The following is a 24,883-nucleotide window of genomic DNA, read 5'->3' as shown; positions in this document are numbered from 1 at the left end:
ATGTTACAGAAGGTGTTTTCTTTTCCCTCCCCCCGGTTCTCCTCCCCCCCCCCCCCCCCCCCCCCCCCCCCCCTCTCTCCCCCCCACCCTCCCCCCCCGGGCCAGGGTCACCACTTCACCTACCGCGCGCTCATCCGCAAGGACGGCGGCGATCTTCTTGTTCGTCTCACCACCTCGCGGTGGTCAGGGGTGTGCGTCGCGGCAGCTCACCAGGTGCCGGGCTCAGACCGAATGGTCGACGCCCGCCGTTGCGGTGGCCTGGGCTGCTGCGGTTGCGGCGCGGCCGCGGGCGCTCGCCCGCCGGGCATAGGTCATCGTCCAGTAGACCAGCACGCCGATCACGACGTACGGCAGGAAACTGTTGACGGTCACCATCTGGCTGTGGGACAGCTGGTAGACGAGCACGATCCGCAGCACCGCCTCCACGATGAACGCCAAGCCCCAGACGATCGTGAGATTGCGCTGCACTCGGCGGAACCCCGGGTACTGCCACATGCCGTTCCACCAGTCGATCATCTGCGGAGTGCCGTCCGTGGCGAACTTGCGGCCGAAGTAGAACATCAGCGGGCGCGGCGCGGCCAGCGTGGCCAGGTACACCACGCCGACCAGACCGGTCACGAAGGAGTCCTTGGCCAGCAGCAGCCGCGGGTCGTCGGGTCCGGTGAACGAGATGACGAGGGTGAGCACCACGAAAAGCAGGGAGACGATGGCGAATTCGTCGATCCGCCGGTGCCAGGCGAGGTAGATCGCGATGTCCAGCACCGGGCCGAGACCGGAGACGAGGATGGCGGTGGACTCGCTGTAGCCGTGGTCGTGCAACTGGTTGTAGATGAGGATGGGTGCGACCACGTTGAGAGCGATGGTGAGGAACCAGCCGACAGCGGCGGTCGACCGCTTTCGGGCAGGAGGCTGCGAAGTAGCACTGGACATGCGATTTCCCCCGAGGAATGAATCGTGCAGAAGGCACGTGCAGAGGCGCCCGGCGTGATCCGGCGGACGTCTGAACCGCGCACATTCTTGCCGATCTTGGACTGTGATGGCTAGTACGAAGCGGGTGCCCGAAGCTTGCTGGGGCCCATGCGGCCACTTACCCCATGTGTAACCGGCTGGTTGCGTACGCGTCGCCGGATGTGCTGGTTCGGCAATGGAGAGCCGGTCAAGATCGACCTGCGCCCCGGCGGCCTCTTGGTCTTCGACCACGGCGTCCACGGCGTCATTCCCGCCCGTATCCAGACAGTCGAGCCTCCGCGCCGCCTGTCCTGGCGGTGGTCTCAAGGCGCCGCAGGCGAGGAACCGGACGACTCGAACGCCACTCTGGTCGAGTTCACCCTGACCGAAGACGACTCCACAGGAGGCACCCGGCTCACCATGGTCGAAAGCGGCTTTGCGCACCTCGGGCTGCCCACGCAGGAGGTCATCGGCCGGCACCGCGCCAACGGTCAGAACTGGCCTGGCAAGCTCGACCAACTGCGCGCGGACTGCGAACAGACCACGGCATGACCCGCACCAACGAGGGCGAACAGGCTCCCGATGACGTCCTGGTGGCCCTTGCTGAACCGATCCGCCGAGAGGTCCTGGCCGTCCTTGCCCGCGAAGGCGGCGCGACCTCGACCTCCCTGGCGGCAAGCCTGCCCATCACCCGCCAAGCGGTGGCCAAACACCTGGCCGTCCTCGACCGCGCAGGACTCGTACGCGCCCACAGAGTCGGACGCGAGGTCCGCTACGAAGCCGACCTGCAACCACTGAGGCGGGCGACGCGGTGGATGGACACCCTCGCCACCCAGTGGGAACGCCGCCTCAACGCGATCAAGGATCTGGCGGAGGGGGCCGCTGGGCCCTGACCCCCAGATCGGTGCGCATCCCAGAACGAGGAAGGCTTCGGGGGCGAAGGCGCGCTCCACGACCCAGCGTTGGGTGCCCAGGCCGGAGCCGTGCTCGGGGCCGGCGGCGGGCGATCAGTGGCTTCACGCCGAGGTCCCCGACCATACGACGGCACGTGCCGTGGTCGTGGCCGCGGTCGCCCAGCACCAGCTGTCAAGCCGCCCTGGGGCGAGCTGCTGGGCCTGTCCGTCAGGCAGGCTGACAGGCCCAGGGCCGTCCGGTCGACACCGGGTGCGGGGAGGTGGAGGATGGGGGAGCGGCGCCTTACCCACCAGTCCGGCGCCACAGTCGTACATCCCGTTGTCGCTGGAGGGACAGTTTCGGCCAGCTGGCGCGGTGACTTGCCCCCGTGCTCCGCGGCGCCCTCCACGCATCGCGAGGGAGGACACCCACCATGGCCCGGTGCATCCGGCGCAACGCCGTCATCTCGCTCGTTGCCTCATCGTTCGTCCTCGGGAGCATGGTGTTCCTGGCGCCTGCCGCCACCGCGGCACCCGGTGCGGGGACGTGCACAGTCAAGACCGAGGGCAACGCGAGGCAGCCGCTGACCCTCAACGGTGGTGAGTTCTCTCAGCCGCGCGCCGCTATCAGGCCGCGTACGGGCGACGGCCCGCTGGAGGTCACCAAGGAGGGGCAGGGCATCATCATGCGCCTACCGCTCGAAGGCGGCGGTCGGTTCGTGCTCGAACTGACCCCGGCAGAGGCGAGTGACCTCACCGGCGCGCTCAAGCAAGTCGTCGACAACGGTGAATCCACTGCGTGCTTCAGGGCCAAGATCAGGCCGCGTACGGGCGACGGCCCGCTGGAGGTCACCAGGGAGGGGCAGATCATCCTCATGCGCATACCGCTCGAAGGCGGCGGTCGGGTCGTGTTCGAACTGAGCCCGGCCGACGCCGGTGCCCTCACCGACGTACTCCGCAACGTCGTCGACTGATGTGAGAGCGGGAGCCACCTCACCTGCCCCAGTACTGTGGCTCCGCATGACCGACTCCGAGATCGAGATCACCGCCGACCTGGTCCACGACCTGCTGAAGGAGCAGCATCCGGACCTTGCGGGGCTCGCCATCCGCGAGGTGGAGGGCGGCTGGGGCAACCAGATGTGGCGTCTCGGGGACGAGTTGGCCGTGCGCATGCAGCGCATGGACCCCACACCGGAGTTCCAGCTCAAGGAGCGGCGGTGGCTGCCGGTGCTGGCCCCGCGCCTGCCGCTCCCGGTGCCGACCCCGGTGCGGTTCGGTGAACCGTCCGCGCGCTTTCCCAAGCACTGGACCGTGATGACGTGGGTTGCAGGCGAGCCGCTGGACTGCTCTGCGATCAGTCGCGGCGACCACGCGGCCGACACCCTGGCGGGCTTCCTCACGGCACTCCACGTGGAGGCACCCGCTGACGCACCGATCAGCGAGGACCGCGGCGGCCACCCCAAGCAGTGCACGGACGGCTTCGACCACTTCTTCCACGCCGTCGTCCCCGACGACCTCGCCGACGATGTCCGAGCCGTCTGGGATGACGCTGTCGCGGCGCCCGAGTGGGAGGGGCCGCCGGTGTGGGTGCATGGCGACCTGCATCCGGCGAACGTCGTCGTCTCGGACGGGACGCTCTCGGGCGTGATCGACTTCGGTTCCCTGTTCGCCGGGGATCCGGCGTGGGACCTCGCCGCCGCATGGGTCATCCTTCCCTCAGGCGCGACCTCACGCTTCTTCGACGTGTACGCGCAGGCGGACGAGGGGACGATCCGGCGCGCCCGTGGGCTGGCCGCCCTGAAGAGCTTGTTCCTCATGCTGATGGGACAGAACGGGGACCAAGGCCTTCCTGGCGGCAAGCCGGCGTGGGGACCCGTAGGCCGGGTAGCGCTCGACCGTGTTCTGAGAGGCTGATGTGGGCGGACCGGAGACGCGGAACGCTACACCCGGCCGGAGACCCGGCTAGCGCGTGACCGGGGTAGCGCCGGTCGCCGCGACGGACAGTTCCCACAGCCGTGCGGCTGCCTCCGGGTCGATGGCGTAGGCGCGGACGCCGCCGTCGTCCATGGGTGCGGCGGGTGCCGAGACACGGGCGACGTCGCAGTCCTCGAGGTAGAGGCCGCCTCGGCTGCCGAGGAGCGGGGAGGTGGCGGCCCACAGGCCGGTTGCGGCGCCCTGGGAGGGTGTCTTGAAGTCGGCGCCGATCACGTTGCCGTGCTCGTCCACCCATCCACGTTCGATCTGCTCCTGGAGAGTCATTTCCCGCTGGAGCCCGGTGATGATCTTTCCCGGGTGGAGAGCGAACGTCCGGACGCCGTCGTCGCGTCCGAGGGCGTCGAACTCCACGGCGAACAGGGCGTTGGCGGTCTTCGCCTGACCGTAGGCCAGCCACTTGTCGTAGCCGGCGCAGAAGTGCGGGTCGTGCCAGCGGATGTCGGTCAAGGCGTGCCCGGCGGAGCTGTTGACGACGACCCGCGCACCGTCGGCGGCGGCCAGGAGTGGATACAGCTCGCAGGCAAGGGCGAAGTGTCCGAAGTGGTTGATGGCGAGCTGGCCTTCCCAGCCGGGCCCGACGCGTTGCTCAGGGGTGGCCATGACGCCTGCGACGGCCATGAGGAAGTCGAGTTTGCCGAGGGAGTCCTTGATGTGTGCGGCGGCGGCGCGCACGCTGGCGAGGTCCGCCAGGTCCATGGGGATGACATCGCAGCCGTCCACGTCTGCGAGAGCGGCGCGGGCGAGGCCGGGCCGGCGTGCGGGAATGATGACCCGGGCCCCGGCGGCAGCCAGACCTCGGGTGGTTTCCAGGCCGAGTCCGGAATAGCCCCCGGTCACGACGGCGGTGGCGCCGGACAGGTCGAGACCGGCGAGGACGTCCTCGGCGGTGCTGGCGGCGGAGAAGGGCGAGCCGAGCGGCTGCTGATCACTGATGGTCATGCCGACGACGCTAGAATCTAGAGCGAGGTCTAGATCAAGTCCTAGGCTGGGCGGCATGGCGACTGTCGAAACCCGTGCCGAGCCACTGAGCATCGGCGAGGTGGCCGAGCGGACCGGCCTCAGCGTGCATGCACTGCGCTTCTACGAGCGTGAGGGCCTGCTCTTCGGACCGGTCCAGCGCACCGCGGGCGGTCGGCGGCGGTACACCACCGCCGATGTCGACTGGCTGCTGATCTGCGTGAAGTTGCGCGAATCCGGCATGCCGCTGGCCGACCTCAAACGGTTCGCCGAACTGGTACGGCATGGCCCGGGCAATGAGGCCGAACGGCTGGAGCTCCTCGACGCACATCAACAGCGCGTCGAGGCGCAGATCCAGGCGCTGGAGGAGTGCCGTTCGGTGATCGCCTGGAAGGTCGGCGTCTACGCCGAACACCTTGCCCGGGGCGAGGCGGGCGGGCTCTGGGACCCGACGGTCTGAGACAGGGACGGTGAAGGGGTGTATCCAGGTACACGGTCTTCGGTATCCAGCTACAGTCCGCGGCGCCTGGCAGCCCGGCATCGTGAAGGTCATGCGGACGACAAGAACGATGCGAACGGCCGGGACGACGCGACAGGGTGAGAGCCCGACCGTACGGACAGCGGTCTATCTGACGGTGGCCTTCCTGGCGGCCGGAGCGCTGGGGGCACTGCAACCGGCGACGGGGATCCCTCCCGAGGTGGTGCAACTCACCCAGTTCGGCCCGGCGCTGGCGGTGGCGCTGGCGGCTCTGCTGTGGCCGGTAAACACGCGGGCGCTGGTCTCCGGGCCCCGGACACGGCTGACCTCCGCCTGGCCGCTGCTCGCCTCGCCCTTTCTGATCATCCTGCTGTCGGCGGGCCCCTACGCCCTGCTCACGGGCACGCCCCACGCCACCGACCCGCGCACACTGCACCACTCCCTCCTGCTCATAGCGGTCGCGCAACTCCTCGGAGCGTGCGGGGAGGAGATCGGCTGGCGCTGCTACCTACAGCCGTTGCTGCGCACCAGGTTCAGCGCGCTGACCGCGTCGGCCACGGTCGGCGCGGTGTGGGGGCTGTGGCACGTCCAGGTACTGGCCGAGGCCCCGGCGTACGCGGCGGGTTTCCTGCTCGCCACGATCGCGATGTCCATCGTCCTGGGCCTGGCCCTGGAGGCGACGGGCGGCATGGCCCGGCTGCTGATGGCAGGTGCCTTCCACGCCCTGGTGAACCTCGGCATGCTCCTGTTCATGGACGAGGAGACGGGCCGTACGGCGCCGATGGTGCTCTTCGGGGTAGCGTGCGCGCTGGTGGCGGGGGCCTGGGTGTTCGGCCGCAGGGCGCTGACGATCCCCGCGGCGGTGGAATGAGGAGGCGGGGGCGTGCGGGTGAAGTGGTCCTGGCGCGACGAGGCGGTCGCGCTGGGCCGATGCCAACTGACCGGGCTCTCGGGTTTCGAGGTGGCCGGCGCCGGGCTGCTGGTGGGCCTCGCCCTGCTGCTCGTGCCGGTGGGCCTCGGCCTCCGGCTGCTGCCGCCCTCCGCCGCCTGCCTGCGCCGCGTCGCCGACCGTCACCGCACGCGGACCGTCCACTGGAGCGGCCGCCCCCTCAGTCCGCCCGAACCCCTGCCCGACCGCGGCCCGGTGCGTCGTACCGGCGCCGCGATCCTCGGTGACGACGGCTTCTGGCGCGATCTGCGCTGGGCCTGGCTCGAGCCGTTGACGGGCGGCCCGCTCGCCTCGGTGCCGCCGACACTGATCGGGTACGGGGCGTTCGGCGCCCTAGTCCAGCCGTTCGTCTGGCGGCAGTTGGGCGACGCCAACTGGTACGCCTTCATACCGGTCACCTCGACGCCGACGGCGCTGGCGGCACTGCTGCTGGGCCTAACCTTCGCCGCAGTCGGCCTGCGCCTTTCAGTTCCCGTCCTGGCCCTGCACGGCCGTGTGAGCCGCCGTCTGCTCTCCGCGCCGCGTACGACCGAGTTGGCCCGGCGGGTGGCGCGGCTCACCGACAACAGGGCCACCGTCCTGGATGCACACGCGGCCGAGATCACCCGTATCGAACGCGATCTGCACGACGGTGCACAAGCACGCCTGGTCGCCCTCGGGCTGACTCTGGATCAGGCGACCGGACTGCTCGACACCGACCCGGCGACCGCCCGTGCCCTGCTCCTGGACGTCCGTGCCGCCTCCGAGCGCGCCCTCCAGGATCTGCGCGACCTGGTGCACGGCATCCACCCGCCGGTCCTCGCCGACCGGGGCCTCACCGACGCCGTGCGCTCCATGGCCCTGGACAGCCACCTGGACGTGGAAGTCTCCGCGAGCCCGCCCCTGCCACGCCTGCCCACTCCGGTCGAAGCGGCGGCCTACTTCGCGGTTTCGGAGCTCCTCACCAATGCGGCCAAGCACGCGGAGGCCACGAGCGTCCGTATCACCCTGGCGCACGACGCCACGCACCTGCGCGTCACGGTCACGGACGACGGCCGGGGCGGGGCGGACCCCGCCGGTGGCAGCGGACTGGCCGGAGTACGGCGGCGGTTGGATATCTTCGACGGCGTGCTCGCCCTGCACAGCCCGCCGGGTGGTCCGACCACCGCGACCCTGGAGATACCGTGCGCGTCGTCCTCGCCGAAGACCTCTTCCTCCTCCGCGACGGCCTGACGCGCATCCTGCACGAACACGGCTGCGAGATCGTCGCCTCGGTGGACAACGGTCCCGAACTGCTGAGAGCCCTCACGGAACGGGAGTTGGACGTGGCGTTGATCGACGTACGCCTGCCACCGACCCATACGGACGAGGGCTTGAAGGCGGCGCTGGAAGCCCGCCGTATCCGCCCCGGCCTCCCGGTGCTGATCCTCTCCCAGTACCTCGACCAGCTCTACGCCCACGAGCTGCTCTCCTCGGGAGAGGGCGCCGTCGGCTACCTCCTCAAGGACCGCGTCACCCACACCACCACCTTCCTCGACGCCCTGCGCACCGTCGCCGCCGGCGGCACGGTCATGGACCCCACCGTGATCGCCAAGCTGCTGTCCCGCAGTGAGAAACGCGGCCGCATCGACTCACTGACCCCGCGCGAACACGAGGTCCTCGCCGGCATGGCCGAGGGACACTCCAACACGTCCATCGCCCACACCCTCCACATCAGCGAGAGCGCCGTGGCGAAGCACATAGCAGCGATCTTCGGAAAGCTCCGCCTGGAACCCTCTCCGGAGGTGAACCGCAGGGTGCTGGCGGTGCTGGCGTACCTGAAGAGCTGAACGCCCTGGCGCGCTTTCGAACCCCTTCGAGGAGGCGCGAGCGGCGATTGCGTTCTGGGCAATTACCCGGGGCTGTTGAGGCGTTCTGGGGTGTGTTGCCCATGGTGAGCGCCTATGCGCCCTGTACGCCCTCTGTCTGACTGCCGTCGGCACACCGCACGGTCGATCCCATGGGGGACACCTGGGAACAGGAGTGTGCCGGCCGCGGGGACGGCAGTCGCTGCCCGCACGGGGCCGTGCTGAGGATCGATGCGGGCAGCGTGGAGTACCGGTGTGATGACTGCCGGGACTACTGGGAGCTGGACGAGACGGAACCGTGGCGCCGGGTGGCCGACGACTACGGGCTGACCCGGCCACTCGGGGACCCACGGGAGGCCGGGCCGGGCACCGCGGCGTAGGACGACGTCAGGCCATCCCGGTCCTCAGCGGGTCAACAGCCGGCACCGTGGCAGCCGGGGTGGTCGGCCCACCAGGTACGCGCGTGCGGTCAGCTCAGCCGGGTGTCGGCGTACACGGTCATCGCATCGCGCTGGTAGACGGCGAGACCCTCGGCGATCTTGTCGAAGTTCGCCCGCATCTGCGGGTCGTCGACATAGCTCTGGCCCACTCCCTTGTACGCGGCCGCGCACGGCGTCCAGAACCGGCAGATGCCCCGGTAGTTGGCGTCCACCTCGGCCTGTACCGCGGGGTCGGACACCGGTGTGCCGGCCACCATGAACTCCGCCATGCGGATCATCTGTGCCGTCACCTCACGCTGCCAGCTCTCCATGTCCTCGGAGGTCATCGCCTCGACGGTCCGCCGGGACTGCTCCCACGCCTGCGGCCACCGCTCCCGCACCTCGGCCTCGGCCTCGGAGGGCGCCTGGAACCCCTCGAACAGGTTCTCCGGCTTGTTGATCCTGGTCATACGGTCCTTGCCTCTGCCTTCTTCCAGTTCGGCGATGGTGCGCCCGACCGTACGGGCCAGCGTCTCCAGCCGGTCCCGTTCCGCGAGCAGCCGTTCGTGGTGCTCACGGAGCACGGCCACCTGGTCGAGCTGGCTGTCCAGGACCGCCTGGATCTCGCGCAGCCCCAGGCCCAGCTCCCGCATCAGCAGGATCTGCTGCAACCGCAGCAGATCGGCCTCCTCGTAGTAGCGGTGCCCGTTGCTCCCGATCCACGCAGGCGGCAGCAGCCCGATCTCGTCGTAGTGCCGCAGCGTCCGCGATGTCACCTTGGACATCCGCGCCACCTCCGCGATCGACCAGGCCATGACCGGTGCCTCCTTCGCCGGGCCGGTCTCTCCGGCCACACGCATGACCGTAGAAGTTGCCGTAACGGAAAGCGCAAGCCTGAGAGGGGCCCGTGGTGTCCCCGTTCACCACGGGCCGCCGGGTCGCAGGCGCCGAAGAGCCTCAGTGAACGCGCCACCGCCTCATGACTGGTTCTCGTCGCCGTGCGAGAGTCGGTCGATCGTGCGGATCGTGGCGTCGCGGGCTTTCACCACCCGGTCCAGCTCCGCGCGGTGCTCTGCGATCGCGGCCTGTTCGTAGGCCGACTCGACCGCGAACCAGACTCCTACGAGATTGGTGCGTGCCTTGCAGGCGACGTCCGCCCGCGCCTGGGCGATCTCGCTGCGGGACGGGGTCGCGCCGTTCGACGACGGCACCTCGTCCATGGGGGTGCTCATCCTGAAGCCCCGGGAGGTCATGCACGCCGACCATGCCGAGAAGACCTTGGTGACCCGGGGGTCGGACATGGACCGTTCGAAGCCGTCGGCCTTGATACTGGTGACGATTCCGTCCGTATCGGTGCCCGGACCCTGCGAACCCCCGGCGCCGAGCAGCCGCTCGGCCTCGTCCAGGCATCCGCCGCTGGGGACCGGCCGGCCACGGTACGAGGTGAGGGGCGTGCCCGAGGTGTCCACCCCCGTGAGGACACCTCGGGCCGCCGTCGAGAGGGACCGGGGCTTCGCCACCTTTGCCGCCTTCGCCGCCGTGGTCCCGGAGGATGCGGCGGTGGGGGTGTGGTAGCCCCAGGTCCGGGCCTCCGCGGCGTCGGTGAGCCCGTACCGCCGGTACAGCACGGTGTACGCGTCCAGCGCCTCACGCTCCGCCGCCGACCCTGCCGGGAGGCGGGCCGCCGCAGGGTACGGCACGGAGTGCCGCCGCATGCAGGCCCGTACGGCCGCGTCGTCCGCCTCGTCGTATTCCAGTGCCTGCCGCGGGGTCAACATGTAACGCTCGATGGGCAGATGGAGGTGCTCCACCCCGACGATCCGCGGAATCGCGCCCACCGCGGGTGGTGCAGTCTGACGGGACGGCTGGGCCGACGGGGAGGAGCAGGCGCTCAGGGCCGCCAGCGCCAGCGCGCCGCCGGCGAGTGCGATGCGTCGTGGCAGCCATCGACGCGGTGCGCCTCGTACAGGCCGTGCCGGTTGTGCGGGGGCGGGTGCGGAGACGTACGCCATGGCCATCGCTTCCTCGGAGGTCGGGCACGCGGTGCCCCGCCCCCGGCGGGGCACCGCGTGCTCACAGGTCTGGGGACTGCTCAGTGACCGAGACCGGGGCAGCGGGTGTGGTCCGAGACGGCGATGGACGCCTCGTTGTTGCGCATCCAGCTCGTGAGGTTGCCGCCCTTGTGGGGCGCCAGCCAGTTGGAGTCCCCGCGGAAGTTCGTCGAGTACCAGATGCCCACGTTGCACACCGTGCCGTTCTGCGCGGACGCGGCGTTGTTGCGGACCCGCTGGCCGGAGCCGGCCCCGCTGCCGCCGAACCTCTTCGTCCCCAGGTCGCCGACCTGGAGCAGCTTCGTCCGGTACGCGGCGTTCTTGGCGTTGGGGGAGTAGTACAGGCAGAGGTCGTACGGGCTCTTGATGTCGCAGTCGGACCTGCTGTTCCAGCTGGAGATGTCCGCGCTGCGGGCCTCCGCGTGTCCGGCCACGGCGCCCAGCGCCAGCGCCGCCGTGGCCATGAGCACTCCGGCACGGGCGGGCATCCGCTTCATGATCGTCATGTTCGTTCTCTCCCGGTGTCTGTGTGGAACCACAACCTCTGCGGTGCGGCCAGGTGCTGCCGCCGTGCGGGCCGGCCGGCACCTGCAACCGGTCTAGCGCGTCGTCGTTGTCCGGTGCCGGTGAGCCGGCACCGGACAACATGGGCCGGACAACGACGGCTCAGACCCGCAGGTCGGGAGAGTGGGGCCGGTGCGCTGCCCGGGCAGGGCACGTCATGGGCAGGGCTGCTCCAGTGACGGTTCGGGCATGTACCGGTGCCACTGCCGAGCGGTGACGGCGCCGGTCGAGGCGCACAGGCGGCGGATCGCCTGGCTGACGTCGAGGTTCCACAGCCGCACGGTGTGGTCGTCGCTCGCGCTCGCGAGAGTGTGGCCGTCCGGGCTGAACGCCACGTCGTCGATCGGTGCGGTGTGGCCGACGAGGGAGGTGCCCAGCTGGGACGGGTGGCCCGGATCGGTGACGTTCCACAGGGCCACGGTGTGGTCGTCGCTGCTGCTGGCCAGAGTGCGGCCGTCCGGGCTGAACGCGACCCCGTACACGAAGCTGGTGTGGCCGAGCAGCGGCTCGGCCAGGGCCAGCGGCCGTGCGGGGTCGGCGACGTTCCACAGCCGTACCGTGTGGTCGACGTTGGCGGTGGCCAGGGTCCGGCCGTCGGGGCTGAACGCCACGCCGTACGCACCGCCGCTTCGGGCGGCAAGGGGATGGCCCAGCGGCACAGGCCGGTAAGGGTGGGTCACGTCCCACAGGCGGGTGGTGTCGTCCGCGGAGGCCGTGGCCAGCACGTGCCCCTGCGGGCGGAAGGCCAGGGCGGTGACCGCTCCTTTGTGCGCGGTGAGCGGCTCACCGATGCCGGTCGCGTGCGCCGGACGGGAGACGTCCCACAAGCGGACCTGCTGGTCGATCTTGCCTCCGCTCGCCAGCGTCCGGCCGTCCGGGCTGAAGGCGACCGAGCTGACCTCGCCCCGGTGGCCGGTGAGCGGACTGCCCAGCAGCTTGGCGCGCGCGGGATCGCGTACGTCCCACAGCCGGATGGTGCCGTCCCGGCTGGCGCTGGCCAGGATCGTCCCGCTGGGGCTGAACGCCAGTTTCCGTACGGCGTTGGTGTGGCCGGTCAGAGGGCGGCCGAGGGGTGTCGGCCGTGCCGGGTCGGTGACGTCCCACAACCGGACGGTACTGTCCGTGCTGCCGCTGGCCATGATGTGCCGCACCCGGCTGAACGCCACGGTGTTGACGTAGCTCGAGTCCGGGATGACGGTGTCCGGGAGCTTCCAGAGCCGGACGGTGTGGTCGGCGCCGGCCGAGGCGAGGCTGTGCCCGTCCGGGCTGAACGCCAGCCAGTAGACGTATTCGGTGTGCCCGGTGAGCGGTTGCCCGAGCGGGACGGGTGCGGACGGGTCCATGACGTTCCACAGGCGGACGGTGTGGTCGGCTCCGGCGGTGGCCATGACCCGCCCGTCCGGGCTGAAGGCGACCGCGTACACCGTGTCGTCGTGCGCGGCCAGGGGTTTTCCGAGCGGGACGGGTGCGGTCGGGTCGGTGACGTTCCACAGGTGGACGGTGCGGTCGTTGCCCGCGCCGGCCAGGAGACGGCCGTCGGGGCTGAAGGCGACGGAGAACACGGTGTCCTGGAAGCCGGTGAGCCGCCCCAGACGCTGCGGCTTGGCGGGGTCGGTGATGTTCCACAGCCGGATGGTGTGATCGTGACCGGCGCTGGCGAGCGTGCGCCCGTCGGGGCTGATCGCGGCCGAGGCGACGGCGCCGTGGTCGTGTCCCTTGAGGGGGTGCCCGAGCAGCCGCGGGTGCGCCGGGTCCGCGACGTTCCACAGCCGGACCGTACCGTCGTCGCTCGCGCTGGCGAGCGTGTGCCCGTCCCGGCTGAACGCCACGGAGAAGACGTAGCTGCTGTGACCGGTCAGCGGCGCTCCCCACGCAGTGGGGTGGGTGGGGTGGGTGACGTTCCACAGCCGTACCGTGCGGTCGCGTCCGGCGGACGCCAGGGTGCGGCCGTCGGGGCTGAAGGCGAGCCAGTAGACCCACGTGCTGTGGCTGTCGACGGGGCGGCCGATCGGCACCGGGTGGGTCGGGTCCGCGACGTTCCACAGCCGGATCCGCCCGTCCGCGCCCCCGGCGGCGAGGGTGCGGTGGTCGGGGCTGTACGCGACCGCGAACACGGTGCCGTCTCCCGCGGGCAGGACCCTGGACACCGGGGCGCCGGCGGCGCTGATCAGGTCGGTTTGCAGCTCGGGCCGCGGACGGATGCGGTAGGCGGCGATGTCCAGTTGGGCGGCGAGCGAGGGATCGGTCTGCCGTAACTGGCTCGCCTCGGTCTGCACCTCCCCGGCGATGGCGTTGTTCCGTTCGGCCTGGGCGGTCGCGGTCTTCTTGAGCGCCACTCCGGCGGCCACGGACGCGACGAGGGCCAGCACGCACACGGCGGTGATTCCGGCGCGGCGCAGACGTGCCGCACGGCCCGCGTGCCGGATGGACGCGGCGAGGAACTCCTCCACCCGGGGGCCGGTGGCCGGACCGTCGCCACGGGTGGCGGCCCATTGCCGCGCCGCGGCCAGCACGCCGCCCCGGTACAGGGCACCGGGGTCGCGGCCCTGCCGTTGCCAGACGGCGGCCGCCTCGGTGATCTGCTGGTGCATCAGCAGACCCGCCCGGTCCTCGTCGATCCACCCGCGCAGCCTGGGCCAGGCGTGCAGCAGCGCCTCGTGAGTGATTTCGGCGCTGTCCCTGTCCAGGGTGACCAGCCGTGCCTGGGCCAGCAGGTCCAGCACGGCGCCGGTGTCCGGGCCGAGGTCCTCGCGCGACACGGGCCGTTTGGTGTCGTCGGTTCCGTCGCCGAGGGACACCATCCGCAGCAGCACGGAGCGGGTGAGCCGGCGCTGTTCGGCGGACATCTGCTCGTAAAGGGCCTCGGCGGTGTTGGCCAGGGCGTGCGGGATGCCGCCCGCGGCCTCGTAGCCGCTCAGCGTCAGCGTGTTGCCGCGACGGCGCAGCCAGGTCTCCCGCATGGCATGGGAGACCAGCGGCAGGACGCCCGGTTGTCCGGTGGCCTCCGCCACGACCCGGGCCAGCAGGGCCGTCTCCACGGCGCACTCGGAGCGGACCGCCGGCTGGCTGACGGCGCGGCGCAGTTCCTCCGTCGACATGGGGCCGACCAGCAACTGGGCGTCCTGGAGAGCCGCCACGAGTTCGGGGTGCTGGGAGCAGCTCGCGTAGAAGTCGGCGCGCACACCGATGACCACGCGGGTACGGCTGTTGGCGGCCTGGGCCGCGGTGAGCAACGCGCTGACGAAACGGTCCCGTTCGTCCTTGCTCCGGCACAGGGTGAAGATCTCTTCGAACTGGTCGACGACCAGCAGCAGATCCGTGTCGTCGGGGCAGTCCGCCCTGGCGAGTCCCTGGAGGACCGCCTGGTGCAGGGACCGGGAATCGGCGCCGAGCTCCCTGTGCAGGGCAGACGCCGTGCCCCCGGCGAAGGCCGAGAGCCGGGCGGCACACTCCTCCAGCGGATGCGCTCCAGGGGTGAACAGCAGGACCGGCAGACCCGGACCGCCGACCGCATCACCCTCGCGCAGACGAGGGATCAGACCGGCGCGCAGCAGCGAGGACTTACCGGATCCCGACGCCCCGAACACGGCGACGAACCGGGCTGCGCGGACCCGGGCGACCAGGTCGTCCGTGAGTCTCTCCCGCCCGAAGAACCGGTCCGCGTCCTCCGGCTGGAAAGCCGACAGCCCCACATAGGGGCACGGCCGGTCCTGCTCCCGGCCCGCGTCGTCCTCTTCGTGCGGCGAGGCGGAGGCCAGACCCGCGGCGACCTCGTGCCAGCGCGCCTTCCATTCCTCCTCGTCGCCGCCGCACGCCCGGACGAAGGCGAGTGTGACCTCCAACGTGGGCAGCTTCCTCCCGCCGGCCGCGTCGGCGAGCGTCGTCGACGAGTAGTGCGCCGCCGCCGCGAGCTGACGGTAGGTGGGCTTGCCGGCCGCGTCCCGTAAGCGGCGCAGCTCGGCGGCGAAGCCGGTCAGTGCGCTGCCATCGTCCTCCAACGGCTTTTCTCTGCGCGGCACTTGATACCCCCAAGGTTCGAGAAGCGTCGCCGGGAGCCTACTTGTCCGGAGACGGTTGTCCGAAGGCTCTTCACCGACACCGGACAACGTGTCCTGCCGTAGAACCGAAGTGGCGACCGGCTGCTGCGGGGGAGTGGCCGGCGCCGCCCGGGACGAGGGCGATGGCCGTACAGCTGCAACGCAACGCAGGGCGCTCTCTTCCCGAGTTCACCTTCTCTTCTCCCTGAACCCGAGGAGTACCGGACATGCTGAAGAACACTCCTGCGGCCGCCCGCCCGGTGCGGCGCACCCGGCGGGCCGTTCTCGGTCTGCTGACCGCCGCGGTCGCGACCGGCGCCCTGGCGGCCGCCCCGGGCCCGGCTTCGGCGACCGTCTCGACGGCCGCCCGGCCGGCTGCCACCTCCACCCAGATCAAGCTGGCCCAGCGGGATCTGAACGGCCTGGCCTACGGCGCCGGTCAGGTGGACGGTATCGGCGGCCCCAGGACCAAGGCGGCGACGCAGTCCTTCCAGAGCGACCGGTGTCTCGCCGTCGACGGCGTCATCGGCTCGCAGACGCTCGCCGGGCTCACCTCCGAGGTGAAGCAGGTGCAGACCGAGGCCGGGGTGGAGGCCGACGGCGACTACGGGAGCGGCACCACGAGCGCGGTGAAGAAGTACCAGTCCAAGCACCATCTGTCCGCGGACGGCATCGCCGGCGAGCAGACGATGAAGGCCATGGGCATCGAGCGGCTCGTCAAGAGCTGCCACACCACCTCGGCGCTCCGCACCAAGATCGTGAAGACCGCCCGCAGCCAGATCGGGGTCACGGCCGACTCCCACCAGTGCGTTCCCGGCAAGCCGTACAGCGTGTGCACCGAGTGGTGCGCGGCCTTCGCCACGTGGGTCTGGCGGCAGTCCGGAGTCAGCATCCCCTTCATGACGTACGTGCCCAACGTCTACGACTGGGCCGTCCAGCACCACAGGTGGGTCGGCACCAGCGGCCTCAAGTCCGCCAAGCCCGGTGACCTGATCATCTTCGGCAGCGCGCACAACCGGTACCACATCGGCGTCGTCGACCAGGTCAACGGCTCGACCGTGCGCGTCATCTCGGGCAACACGAGCGATCCCGCCGGTTCCGGCCGCTACGGCGTCTACGACAAGAGCTACTCGCTGTCCGGCTCCGTCTTCTACGGCCTGGTGCGCCCGTAGCAGGCCACGCCCGGCTGCCCCGCCTGCCCCTGCCGGCACATCCGGCAGGGGCAGGCCCTGACCCACCACGGAACACGAACGGAGAGACAGCGATGACGTATCCCCAGGGGCGCGGTGCCACCCGGGCAAGAGCCGGGCGGCGGGCCCGCGGTGCGGCGGCGGTCGCCGCGCTGACGGCCCTGTGCGCCGGCGGCGCGGGCATGGCCCACGCGGACACCAGCGCGACGGCCGGGGCGAGCCGGACCGCCGCATCGGTGCGGGGGCTCGACGTGAGCGGCTACAACCCGACGATCGACTGGAAGAAGACGGCCACCATGGGCGCCGCCTTCGCCTATGTGAAGGCGACCGAAGGGATCACCTACACCAACAGCTACTTCCCGCAGCAGTACAAAGGGGCGGCCGGCGCCGGACTCATCCGCGGTGCCTACCACTTCGCCCGCCCGGACGCCTCCGGGGGACGCGCACAGGCCGACTACTTCCTGGCCCACGGCGGCATGTGGAAGCGCGACGGCAAGACCCTTCCCGGCGCCCTGGACATCGAGGCCAACGGGCACGGCGACGCCTGCTGGGGGCTCAGCCGCAGCGCCATGACCAACTGGATCGCGGCCTTCGTGAAGGAGTACCGCGCACGGGCGGGCCGCCAGCCGGTGATCTACACCTCCGCCGGCTGGTGGGCATCCTGCACCGGCAACTACCGGGGGTTCGGCCGCACCGTCCCGCTGTGGATCGTCAACCAGTCCGGTACGCCCACCCCGCTGGCCGCCGGCTGGAACACCTACACCGTCTGGCAGACCGCCGACTCCGGCCCCTTCCCGGGGGACCAGGACGTCTTCAACGGCACCCTGAAGGACCTGAAGACCTTCGCCCTGGGCGACTACACGCCTCCGCCGCCCGCCCCGAGCTGGCCTCTTGTACAGCAGGGCCAGACAGGCCGCCAAGTGGTCACCGTGCAGTACCTGCTCGACGCGCACGGGGCTTCCCTCGCGGCGGACGGGCAGTTCGGTGCGGGGACCCGGGCCGCCGTGGTCTCGTTCCAGAGGAGCCAGCAGCTGACCGCCGACGGCATCGTCGGACCGAACACCTGGCAACGCCTGGTCGTCACCGTGCGGCAGGGCGACAGCGGTACGGCAGTGAAGGCGGTCCAGGAAGAGCTGAAGGCCCACGGCGCGTCCCTCACCGCGGACGGCCGGTTCGGGACCGCAACCCGGGACGCCGTGATCACCTTCCAGAAGTCCAGGCGACTGACCCCGGACGGCGTCGTCGGCCCGAACACCTGGATGGCCCTGGTGAGCTGAGGCCGCCCGCGGCGCCCGCGGTGCCCGCGCCGTCCGGCCGCCGCCCGGTCCGCCGCATCCTCTGCGGCGGACCGGGCGTGCGTGTCGGTGATTCGTCTACGACGGGCCTGAAGGTAGTCAGCGGTGCCAGCCGTCCTTGAATCGGGCCCCCTGCGTGGGTCACTCGGACGGGTCGGCGCGGGTGTGGAGTTGCTGCCAACAGTGCTGGATGTGCGCTTCAGCCTCTCGCACGGCGCAGGAGGCGGGGTCCGAGAGCGCGTCCGCAGGTGGCGTGGCCTTCGCGGAGCGAGGTGCGATGCGAGGGCGCATGAGATCGGATACGCGCCCGTTCCACCTCCGGTCGCCCTGGTGGAGGACGACTGCCCGGGCGACCAGGATCGCGGCGGTGACTGCTGCGGCGGTCAGCGCGGCAGCCGCATGATGATCTGACATGACTGTGCGAGGCCCTTCGTACGGGTCCTGGACGGGGGGATGGGAGGGCCGGTGGTGGTGTTCCACCAGCCCTCCCGACTCCTCATACGCGTCAGCCGGGCCAGGTTCCGGTCAGGCGGCGGACGGCGGTGGCGCCGGCGCGGTCGACGGCCGCTTTGACTCCGGCGAAGATCGCGCCCTGGAGCGTGGCGGCGAGCAGCACCTCGTACCAGGAGCGCTCTTCGTCGGTGGCGTCCGGGGCGTCCTCGTCATGGCCGAGCATCTTCCACGTCTGCTTGAACAGCGCTCCCGCGGCCATGCCGCTGACGGCGCCGAGCGCAAGACCGACCGGCTTGTAAGCGATCTTCGACGCCTTCACCCGGCTCACCCCTTTCGGCGGCAGGCCAGCCACACCACCACGGTCACACCCGCTGCGGCCAGCAGCACCCCGCGGTTGCCACGCGCCAGCCGCGCCCCCTGAGCGGTCGTACGGCGCACCGGCTCGGGCGTCTTGTCCTGCCACAGCCGGCCGGCCTCGGCGGCCTTGGCCCGGGCCTGCCCGGCGGCCTGGGCGGCCTTGTCCCTGACCGGGTCGGGCAGCCGTTCCTGTGCCTGGTGGGCCAGGTCGGCAGCCTTCGCCTTCACTTCCCCGGCCTTCAGGGCGGCCTGCTCCTTCAACTCGTCGGCTTTCGCCGCTGCCTGCTCCTTCAGTTCGCTGGCCTTGACTGCTGCCTGTTCCTTGACCTCGGCGGCCTTCTCCTGGGCGCGCGCCTTGACATCGGTCTTCGCTGCGAGCGCCTCGACCGTCTCGCCGAGCTCGGCCCGGGTCTGCTCGACCTGCTCGCGCAGTTCCTCGGGGCTGGAAGCGGTGGGTTCGTCGTGCGGCGGCTGGGTCATCGGTGTGCGCTCTCCTTGATCTCGGCCATGTCGGCCTTCACGTTCTCGACCGTCTGCGCGGGCATGGGCGGCGCGGCTCGGTCGACCTGCTTCATTCCACTCATGGCCAGCACCGCGGCGATCACACCCAGCGCGGCTGTGACGATCAGCCCGGCTGCCCACACCGGCAGCGCCACCGCCAGCGCGGCGATCACGGTCGCGACCAGCGCCTGCGCCATCAGGAAGCCGACCATGCCGGCGCCGCCGAACAGACCGCCGCCCTTGCCGTAGCGCTTGCCCTTCTCCTTCATCTCCGCCTGCGCCAGGCGCAGTTCGCCGCGCACCAGCTCGGTCAGCTGCTGCGAGGCCCGCTGCACCAGCTCGCCCACCGGCTCCTGGCCCACGCGGTCCGCGCCCTGGCCGGACCCGGCATGGTGCGGCTGCGTGCTCGACACCGTGGCCACCTCCCGTCCGTCTGAGTTCCCGCAGGCCGGACTGCGACATGCGCCCGACCATCCGTTGCGGACGCGAGTACCCAGAGCCGGGGAGTTCAGAGCGGTCGGCATGACCTGACGTTTGGCCGCGGGCGGCGGCGGAGGCGGCTCCAGCGGCCTGTACGACGTACGGGAGCTCATTTTCGGCCGTGACTGTTGATCGACGCCTGCGACGGCGTCTGACAAACAGGGCCGGACTCGCGGTCCGGTGCCGCACCCAGGCGTCCGAGGCCGGCGCCGTCTGCCCGCGATAGAAGTACGGCGACACCCGTCTGACCGCCTGCGATGGAGCGATCACGGTGGGTGACCCGGTCTGGACGATAACCCTTTGCCCAGGAGTCAATCGGCCAGCTAGGTTCGCCCAGGCGCCTGCATCAGTGCAGGTCGGTGCTGTTGACCAGGAGGTGTGGAGCACATGCGCAGGAGTGCCCAGGAGTTGAGTTCGCGTACTGACCCTAGCCGCCTCCTCACGACGGAGACACCTTGTCCCTTCGCATCACCCCACTGACCGACCCCGCTCACGGGCCGCACGGCCGGCGTCTTGCCTGGTTGGCATCGGACGCGGACTCCATTCCTGCCGGGACGGCCTTTCTGCGCCTGTTCGATGGCGGACAAGAGCACCTGGCCGAGCTGGACCTCCGCGTTCATCCCGCGGAGCGCCGCAAGGGCGTCGGCTCCCGGCTCCTCGACAGCGCCGTGGCCGCCGCCCGGGACAACGCCCGACGTTGCGTTGTCGCGCAGGCGGAAGCCGGATCGCCCGGCGACCACTTCCTGGCAGCGCGCGGATTCCGGAAGGTCCTCAGCTTGAGGTTCACCCGCTTGCCACTGGCTGACGTGGATACCGCCGTCCTCGCCGAGATCATCGAGCGTCCGCATCCCGGCTACCGGCTGATGTCATGGCAGGGAACCGTCCCCGACGACCTCGCCCAGACGTTCGCCGCCTCACGCCGCGCCATGGACGACATGCCCATGGACGACACCGACTTCGGCACCGTGACCTGGGACGTGGACCGCGTGCGGGCCGCGGCGAAGGCCGTCGAACAGCGCGGCGACCACCTGCACACCGTCGTCGCCATCGACGCCTCCAACGGCTCGATCGCCGGGTTCACCGAACTCGTCATCCCCGGCAACGGCGCAGGTGACGGCCAGCACTACGGCACCGGCGTGCTGCCCGAGCACCGTGGACACGGACTGGGCCGATGGATGAAGGCCGAGTCGATCCGACAGGCCCACCGTGACTATCCGGACCTCGGTGGCCTTCTGACCGACACCGCCGCCAGCAACACACACATGAGACGGATCAACGACGGTCTCGGCTACACACCCACACACACGACACACCAGTATCAGCTCGACCTTTAGCCTCGACCTTTAGCAGGGAGTGGACAGGCCGGACGGGGGCATCCCCCCGCCCGGCCCGTCCGCGCCTTCGACACACGCCCTGGCTCACCACCGCTGGTCATCGCTACGGCTGAAGGTCGCGCTGGTACCAGGTCCCTGACGTGCCGCCGAGATCGGAAGGGGCGGCCGGGCCGACCGGGACGAACCCGGCCTTGGTCAACACCTTCTGGGACGCAACGTTGTCGTGGGAGGTGGCCGCCCGCAGTGTGCGCAGCCCGTACCGCGCCGCCGCCAGCCGGCAAAGCTCCTGGACGGCCGCGGTCGCTACGCCGCGGCCGGCGACCTGCTGCGCGACGCGGTAGCCGAGTCCCGCAGTGCTGTCCTCCACGTCGTACAGGTTGAACCTGCCGAGCACGGAGCCCTCTTCGGTAACGAGAACATGGAAGGCGCAGATGCCGGCCTCCTGTTCGGCCAGCGAGGCCTTGTACCGGTCGGCAAACCGGTCGAAGAAGTCGTCGCCGCGGTCGGAGACGGAGGCAGCGAAGTAGCTGCGATTCGCCAGCTCGAAGGCCAGGACCGCCGGGGCGTGGTCGGCATGCAGCCGCTTCAGCTCGGGCATTGCCCGACTCTACCCGGATGGTTCGCCGAAGCCACCTGAGTTTCCGTCCGTGGCAGACAGTCCCAAGGGCAGGGCACATAACGATCTACGGCAGGAGTACCAGTGCTGCTCCGCGGAAGTTCGGGGAGGGGTATCGGAAGGCACGGACCTCCGCGGCGGTGAGGTTCGTGCGTCTCCCCGTATTTCGGGAACCAGACATGGCACGAGTCCGGTCTGGGCAGCCCGGCCAGCGCCGAGGAACTCCAGCAGACGATCACCCGGCTGGAACAGCGCATCGTCGACTTGACCACCGCTGTGGAGGAGCGAGAGGCCGAACTCGCCGTCGAGGTATTCCCGTAAATCCCCTCAGGCGAAGTGCTCAGTCTCAGCAGGTACTGCGGACTGGTGAGCGCCCCCACCCATCCACTGGGCTGGGTTGCTTCATTCCGGGGCCCAACCGGAGGTTGAAGAGACCTGTTTCGGCCATTACTTCGCTCCCGTGCCTTCTTCCGGCCCCCATTTTCCGGGCGCTCGAGAACGTGCGGGTCAGCCGCGCATGAATGCCAGGCTTCGGCTGGTGAAGGCGAGTCACCAGCGGATAGAGTACGGCGCGCGCTGGTCGCGATGGCGGTCGATGTGGTCGGCGGTGGGGGGAGGCATCGTGGTGAAGCTGCAGGAACACGCAACCCAAGGCTCTCCTGCCCGAGTCTGTGAACACGTGTTTGTTTTTCCTGGCCTGCGATGCTTACGAATCGACCACAATATCTTCATGCGATCACCGCAGAGCAGCCCACAACCAGCAGTAGGCCCCTTTTCGTTTTTCCGTGGCGCTCGGGGCCGGCGCCCTCGCCAGGGAACCCGCGGAGTGGGCGTGCAGCGAGAAGCGGGCGCTATTTCCACAACAAGGGAAGTGTGGAGTGTGATGCCATGAACCGAGTCGGCAGAGACTCGCGCCGGACGGCCGGGGGGCCGCTGGCGCGCATCGGATTATCTGTTCTTCTCATGGCAGGTGGTGCCATGGGAGCGGCGGCTGTACCGGCTGCCGCTTCGGCCGCCGACGGCACGCTGACGGTCGAGGTGCTGCGCGACTTCTTCGGCACCGGCGTGATCAACGCGACCATGGATGTGCCCCAGCGGGGTATGAAGGTGGAGATCTCCGACCCCGCCGGGCGCCATCTCACCGGCGTCACGGATGCCACCGGAAAGGTCGTGGTGCCAGGCTCGACGGTGCTGAGCGGCGGCCAGTACCGCGTCGACGTCAGCATCCCGGCACCGTACAGCGACTATCTACAGGCGGCGCCCGCGTCGACGACGGAGAACCACTTCGACAGCTTTACGTCGTTCGTGGACGTGTCGGAGGGAAAGAACGCCTCGGTGGTGACGGGGGTGTGGGATCCGGCCGACTACGCGCTGCCGGACTCGCGGTACTTCGTGCCGGTCCAGAACGGCGCCAACGGAACCGACACCCGGGCATTGGTGGCGTTCGGGACGAAGACCCGAGGCACGTGTCCTACCAATGTGCCGTGCCCGGACACGCTGGCCACGCAGGCCCAGGTGGGCACGACGTTCGGGCTGGCCTACGACAAATACCGCAGCCGGCTGTTCCAGAGCGCGTTCGCCCGCCGGTACGCCCCCTACGGGCCGAAGGGCGCCGGCGCGATCTACACGGTGCCGGTCAACGGCGGGGGCGCGCCGGTGCTGTTCGCGCAAGTGCCGGGTGCCGCGGTGACACCGCACGACACCGCCAACATGATCAAGGATCCCGGGTTCACCAACGCCCCGGGCAAGGAGAGCATCGGCGGCCTGGCCCTCTCGGAGGACGGCTCCACGCTGTACGCGGTGAACCTGCTGACCCGCAGCCTGATCAGCTTCAACGCGACAAGGGCCACCGCCTCGGCGCCCGAGGCGATGGTGTCGATCCCGGACCCGGGATGCGCCAGCTCCGGCGACTGGCGGCCGTTCGGCTTGGCCACGCACGACAACACGCTGTACGTCGGCGGCGTGTGCAGCGCGGAGAGCACACAGAAGCGCCCGGACCTGAAGGCCGTCGTCTACGCCTACGACGGCAAGCGGTTCACCACGGTGCTGACCCATACGCTCACCGACAAGCGCGGCACCGTCTTCACCGGTGCCGGCGACATCGCCCAGGCCACCCACTGGAACCCGTGGAACACCAGCCTGGCCACGTGGGACCAGAGGAAGGCGGGCGGTGCCTTCATCGATCCGCAGCCGGAGCTCGCCTCCCTGGCCTTCGCCCGCGACGGTTCGATGATCCTGGGTTTCCGCGACCGGTTCATGGACGTCCTCAGTGCCAAGGGGCTGGACCCTCGCCCGGGGGACAACACGTCGGAACTCGGCATGTCCGGTGGTGACATCAACATGGCCTGCGCCGACCCAGCCGGTGGGTACGCGTGGGAAGGCACCGGCAACTGCCCCAACCACGCGACCCCCGCCAACGACCACGGCGAGGACAACGGTGTCGTCGAGTACTTCCCCGGCGACTTCTTCGGTGGCGGGCACCAGGAGACGGCACTGGGGTCGGTGGCCTATATCCCGCAGCAGCAGTGGGTCGTCAGCACGGAGTTCGACCCGACCACCAACATCGAAACCAGCGGGACCGGTTACTACGACATCACGACCGGTCAGGGCCCGGGCAACGCTCCCAACGCCAACGCGTACCAGTTCATCGGCCAGGAACAGAACGGCTTCGGCAAGGCCGGAGGGCTCGGTGACATCGCGTACGCGGCAGCGAACGCGCCGATCCAGATCGGCAACCTCGTCTGGTTCGACGGCGACCACAACGGGACCCAGGACCCGGCGGAACCGCTGCTGCCCGGAGCCTCGATCAACCTGCTGGACGCGAGCGGCAAGCAGGTCGCCACGACCAAAACCGACGCCGCCGGCGAGTACTACTTCGGTGGAGTCGGCGCCGCTTACCAGCTCACACCCGGTGCCAAATACACGGTGCAGTTCGACGTGTGCACCGCGGACACCAGCAAGGTGCCAAGCCAGCCGCCGGCAAGCGAGCTGCGGTTCACGCTCCCGCGAGCCGGTGCCAACCGGGCGCATGACTCCAATGTGACCCCGCCGACGAGCGGGGAGTTGTGCAAGGGCTACGCGCCCGTCACGGCGCCGGACAAGCCGGGTGGGGTCGATCACACGATCGATGCCGGGGTCTACATCCCGAAGGCAACCCCGACCCCGACGCCGACCCCGACCCCGACTTCGAGTTCGACCCCGAGCTCGCCACCGTCCTCGCCGCCGGCTTCTACGCCGCCGTCACCCGGGCCGCCTGCCAACAACCAGGGCCCCGAAGGCGGGGACACGGGTTCGCTGGCGCACACCGGTATGACGGGGCTGCCAGGGATGATCGCCCTCGTCGGTCTGCTGGTGGGCGTGGGCGTGGCCATTGCGTTCATGAGCCGGAAGCGTCACGTCCAGAAACACTGAATCGAACCGAACTACAGTGATCTGCCCGCCCGCGGCCCGGATGGCGCGGTCGGGTAGATCACGTCTCGACCGGCCCACAAGGGCCGGCCCTGGCGTCGTCTGTCACCGGAGTGCCGAATGCCGCCGCGA

23 protein-coding genes and 1 pseudogene are annotated in these 24,883 nt (G+C 70.2%); 14 read left to right on the top strand and 10 right to left on the bottom strand.

The genetic code is table 11. The annotated features are described in order from the left end of the window. Positions 1-222: 222 nt before the first annotated feature. Positions 223-930 (bottom strand): VC0807 family protein, encoded by a 708-nt coding sequence (locus ACZ5CZ_RS33245; protein WP_468948140.1) that lies wholly within the window; start codon positions 928-930, stop codon positions 223-225. Between the two features lie 198 nt (positions 931-1,128). Between ACZ5CZ_RS33245 and ACZ5CZ_RS33240 the strand changes: the two genes are divergently transcribed. The 5 genes and pseudogenes from ACZ5CZ_RS33240 (at position 1,129) to ACZ5CZ_RS33220 (ending at position 3,755) form a co-directional block, all read left to right on the top strand. Next, the gene (locus ACZ5CZ_RS33240; RefSeq protein ID WP_468948139.1) at positions 1,129-1,500 is read left to right on the top strand and encodes an SRPBCC domain-containing protein; all 372 of its coding nucleotides are present in this window, start codon (positions 1,129-1,131) and stop codon (positions 1,498-1,500) included. Further along, positions 1,497-1,841 (top strand): ArsR/SmtB family transcription factor, encoded by a 345-nt coding sequence (locus ACZ5CZ_RS33235; RefSeq protein WP_468948137.1) that lies wholly within the window; start codon positions 1,497-1,499, stop codon positions 1,839-1,841. The genes ACZ5CZ_RS33240 and ACZ5CZ_RS33235 overlap by 4 nt, the downstream gene beginning before the upstream one ends. A 584-nt stretch (positions 1,842-2,425) precedes the next feature. Then, positions 2,426-2,620: pseudogene (locus ACZ5CZ_RS33230) on the top strand (DUF3117 domain-containing protein); the annotation flags it as partial. 36 nt (positions 2,621-2,656) lie between these two features. Then, positions 2,657-2,815 carry a DUF3117 domain-containing protein gene (locus ACZ5CZ_RS33225; RefSeq protein ID WP_385842803.1) on the top strand — a complete coding sequence of 53 codons (159 nt, stop codon included), beginning with the start codon at positions 2,657-2,659 and terminating at the stop codon, positions 2,813-2,815. Positions 2,816-2,861: 46 nt separating this feature from the next. Further along, positions 2,862-3,755 (top strand): aminoglycoside phosphotransferase family protein, encoded by an 894-nt coding sequence (locus ACZ5CZ_RS33220; RefSeq protein ID WP_468948135.1) that lies wholly within the window; start codon positions 2,862-2,864, stop codon positions 3,753-3,755. A 48-nt stretch (positions 3,756-3,803) separates the two neighbouring features. On the opposite strand, the gene ACZ5CZ_RS33215 is transcribed toward ACZ5CZ_RS33220, so the two are convergent. After that, entirely contained in the window at positions 3,804-4,775 is a 972-nt protein-coding gene (locus tag ACZ5CZ_RS33215; protein WP_468948134.1) for an SDR family NAD(P)-dependent oxidoreductase, read from the bottom strand. Between the two features lie 55 nt (positions 4,776-4,830). On the opposite strand from ACZ5CZ_RS33215, the gene ACZ5CZ_RS33210 reads away from it, so the two are divergent. From ACZ5CZ_RS33210 to ACZ5CZ_RS33190, 5 genes are all read left to right on the top strand, one after another. Beyond that, positions 4,831-5,253 carry a MerR family transcriptional regulator gene (locus ACZ5CZ_RS33210; RefSeq protein WP_468948132.1) on the top strand — a complete coding sequence of 141 codons (423 nt, stop codon included), beginning with the start codon at positions 4,831-4,833 and terminating at the stop codon, positions 5,251-5,253. A 91-nt stretch (positions 5,254-5,344) separates the two neighbouring features. Next, positions 5,345-6,142, top strand: a complete 798-nt coding sequence (locus ACZ5CZ_RS33205; protein WP_468948131.1) for a lysostaphin resistance A-like protein — start codon at positions 5,345-5,347, stop codon at positions 6,140-6,142. Positions 6,143-6,154: 12 nt separating this feature from the next. Next, positions 6,155-7,432, top strand: a complete 1,278-nt coding sequence (locus ACZ5CZ_RS33200; protein WP_468948129.1) for a sensor histidine kinase — start codon at positions 6,155-6,157, stop codon at positions 7,430-7,432. After that, on the top strand, positions 7,384-8,028 hold the full coding sequence (locus ACZ5CZ_RS33195) for a response regulator (protein WP_468948128.1): 645 nt from the start codon (positions 7,384-7,386) through the stop codon (positions 8,026-8,028). Before ACZ5CZ_RS33200 ends, ACZ5CZ_RS33195 begins: the two co-directional genes overlap by 49 nt. 170 nt (positions 8,029-8,198) lie before the next feature. Further along, positions 8,199-8,426: a hypothetical protein gene (locus ACZ5CZ_RS33190; RefSeq protein ID WP_468948126.1), complete on the top strand. Its 228-nt coding sequence runs from the start codon at positions 8,199-8,201 to the stop codon at positions 8,424-8,426. Between the two features lie 89 nt (positions 8,427-8,515). Here the strand turns inward: ACZ5CZ_RS33190 and ACZ5CZ_RS33185 are convergent, their stop codons facing one another. The 4 genes from ACZ5CZ_RS33185 to ACZ5CZ_RS33170 all read right to left on the bottom strand — a co-directional run bounded on the left by ACZ5CZ_RS33185 (position 8,516) and on the right by ACZ5CZ_RS33170 (position 15,078). Continuing rightward, positions 8,516-9,280 (bottom strand): MerR family transcriptional regulator, encoded by a 765-nt coding sequence (locus tag ACZ5CZ_RS33185; protein ID WP_468948155.1) that lies wholly within the window; start codon positions 9,278-9,280, stop codon positions 8,516-8,518. A 162-nt stretch (positions 9,281-9,442) separates the two neighbouring features. Continuing rightward, positions 9,443-10,303, bottom strand: coding sequence for a hypothetical protein (locus ACZ5CZ_RS33180; RefSeq protein ID WP_468948124.1), 861 nt, complete (start codon positions 10,301-10,303; stop codon positions 9,443-9,445). A 254-nt stretch (positions 10,304-10,557) separates the two neighbouring features. Further along, on the bottom strand, positions 10,558-11,022 hold the full coding sequence (locus tag ACZ5CZ_RS33175; protein WP_385842786.1) for a hypothetical protein: 465 nt from the start codon (positions 11,020-11,022) through the stop codon (positions 10,558-10,560). A gap of 213 nt (positions 11,023-11,235) precedes the next feature. Beyond that, positions 11,236-15,078, bottom strand: a complete 3,843-nt coding sequence (locus ACZ5CZ_RS33170; RefSeq protein WP_468948122.1) for an nSTAND1 domain-containing NTPase — start codon at positions 15,076-15,078, stop codon at positions 11,236-11,238. A 266-nt stretch (positions 15,079-15,344) separates the two neighbouring features. Between ACZ5CZ_RS33170 and ACZ5CZ_RS33165 the strand changes: the two genes are divergently transcribed. Next, on the top strand, positions 15,345-16,289 hold the full coding sequence (locus ACZ5CZ_RS33165; protein WP_468948120.1) for a peptidoglycan-binding protein: 945 nt from the start codon (positions 15,345-15,347) through the stop codon (positions 16,287-16,289). A gap of 92 nt (positions 16,290-16,381) precedes the next feature. Beyond that, positions 16,382-17,584 (top strand): GH25 family lysozyme, encoded by a 1,203-nt coding sequence (locus tag ACZ5CZ_RS33160; protein ID WP_468948118.1) that lies wholly within the window; start codon positions 16,382-16,384, stop codon positions 17,582-17,584. A gap of 523 nt (positions 17,585-18,107) precedes the next feature. On the opposite strand, the gene ACZ5CZ_RS33155 is transcribed toward ACZ5CZ_RS33160, so the two are convergent. From ACZ5CZ_RS33155 to ACZ5CZ_RS33145, 3 genes are read right to left on the bottom strand one after another with little or no spacing between them, the layout of a single operon-like run. Next, complete coding sequence (locus ACZ5CZ_RS33155) at positions 18,108-18,374, bottom strand: DUF4235 domain-containing protein (protein ID WP_385846976.1); 267 nt, start codon at positions 18,372-18,374, stop codon at positions 18,108-18,110. Between the two features lie 5 nt (positions 18,375-18,379). Next, a complete protein-coding gene (locus ACZ5CZ_RS33150; protein ID WP_468948115.1) occupies positions 18,380-18,892 on the bottom strand; it encodes a DUF3618 domain-containing protein in 513 nt (170 codons plus the stop codon). Continuing rightward, complete coding sequence (locus tag ACZ5CZ_RS33145) at positions 18,889-19,260, bottom strand: phage holin family protein (RefSeq protein ID WP_468948153.1); 372 nt, start codon at positions 19,258-19,260, stop codon at positions 18,889-18,891. Before ACZ5CZ_RS33145 ends, ACZ5CZ_RS33150 begins: the two co-directional genes overlap by 4 nt. 588 nt (positions 19,261-19,848) lie before the next feature. On the opposite strand from ACZ5CZ_RS33145, the gene ACZ5CZ_RS33140 reads away from it, so the two are divergent. Then, positions 19,849-20,727: a GNAT family N-acetyltransferase gene (locus tag ACZ5CZ_RS33140; RefSeq protein ID WP_468948113.1), complete on the top strand. Its 879-nt coding sequence runs from the start codon at positions 19,849-19,851 to the stop codon at positions 20,725-20,727. A 103-nt stretch (positions 20,728-20,830) separates the two neighbouring features. On the opposite strand, the gene ACZ5CZ_RS33135 is transcribed toward ACZ5CZ_RS33140, so the two are convergent. After that, a complete protein-coding gene (locus ACZ5CZ_RS33135; protein ID WP_468948111.1) occupies positions 20,831-21,325 on the bottom strand; it encodes a GNAT family N-acetyltransferase in 495 nt (164 codons plus the stop codon). A 996-nt stretch (positions 21,326-22,321) separates the two neighbouring features. Between ACZ5CZ_RS33135 and ACZ5CZ_RS33130 the strand changes: the two genes are divergently transcribed. Next, a complete protein-coding gene (locus ACZ5CZ_RS33130) occupies positions 22,322-24,754 on the top strand; it encodes an SdrD B-like domain-containing protein (RefSeq protein ID WP_468948151.1) in 2,433 nt (810 codons plus the stop codon). The last annotated feature ends 129 nt before the right edge of the window (positions 24,755-24,883 follow it).

The organism is Streptomyces sp. NPDC031418, assembly GCF_055581605.1.
This window is presented reverse-complemented; position numbering and strand designations above follow the sequence as displayed.

What these genes read in the sequence shown, in the direction of transcription:
- ACZ5CZ_RS33135 (WP_468948111.1), bottom strand. Translation starts at nt 21,325, where the DNA reads ATGCCCGAGCTGAAGCGGCTGCATGCCGACCACGCCCCGGCGGTCCTG.
- ACZ5CZ_RS33240 (WP_468948139.1), top strand. Translation starts at nt 1,129, where the DNA reads ATGTGCTGGTTCGGCAATGGAGAGCCGGTCAAGATCGACCTGCGCCCC.
- ACZ5CZ_RS33205 (WP_468948131.1), top strand. Translation starts at nt 5,345, where the DNA reads ATGCGGACGACAAGAACGATGCGAACGGCCGGGACGACGCGACAGGGT.
- ACZ5CZ_RS33215 (WP_468948134.1), bottom strand. Translation starts at nt 4,775, where the DNA reads ATGACCATCAGTGATCAGCAGCCGCTCGGCTCGCCCTTCTCCGCCGCC.
- ACZ5CZ_RS33220 (WP_468948135.1), top strand. Translation starts at nt 2,862, where the DNA reads ATGACCGACTCCGAGATCGAGATCACCGCCGACCTGGTCCACGACCTG.
- ACZ5CZ_RS33175 (WP_385842786.1), bottom strand. Translation starts at nt 11,022, where the DNA reads ATGACGATCATGAAGCGGATGCCCGCCCGTGCCGGAGTGCTCATGGCC.
- ACZ5CZ_RS33185 (WP_468948155.1), bottom strand. Translation starts at nt 9,280, where the DNA reads ATGGCCTGGTCGATCGCGGAGGTGGCGCGGATGTCCAAGGTGACATCG.
- ACZ5CZ_RS33150 (WP_468948115.1), bottom strand. Translation starts at nt 18,892, where the DNA reads ATGACCCAGCCGCCGCACGACGAACCCACCGCTTCCAGCCCCGAGGAA.
- ACZ5CZ_RS33245 (WP_468948140.1), bottom strand. Translation starts at nt 930, where the DNA reads ATGTCCAGTGCTACTTCGCAGCCTCCTGCCCGAAAGCGGTCGACCGCC.
- ACZ5CZ_RS33130 (WP_468948151.1), top strand. Translation starts at nt 22,322, where the DNA reads ATGGGAGCGGCGGCTGTACCGGCTGCCGCTTCGGCCGCCGACGGCACG.
- ACZ5CZ_RS33160 (WP_468948118.1), top strand. Translation starts at nt 16,382, where the DNA reads ATGACGTATCCCCAGGGGCGCGGTGCCACCCGGGCAAGAGCCGGGCGG.
- ACZ5CZ_RS33165 (WP_468948120.1), top strand. Translation starts at nt 15,345, where the DNA reads ATGCTGAAGAACACTCCTGCGGCCGCCCGCCCGGTGCGGCGCACCCGG.
- ACZ5CZ_RS33235 (WP_468948137.1), top strand. Translation starts at nt 1,497, where the DNA reads ATGACCCGCACCAACGAGGGCGAACAGGCTCCCGATGACGTCCTGGTG.
- ACZ5CZ_RS33210 (WP_468948132.1), top strand. Translation starts at nt 4,831, where the DNA reads ATGGCGACTGTCGAAACCCGTGCCGAGCCACTGAGCATCGGCGAGGTG.
- ACZ5CZ_RS33190 (WP_468948126.1), top strand. Translation starts at nt 8,199, where the DNA reads ATGGGGGACACCTGGGAACAGGAGTGTGCCGGCCGCGGGGACGGCAGT.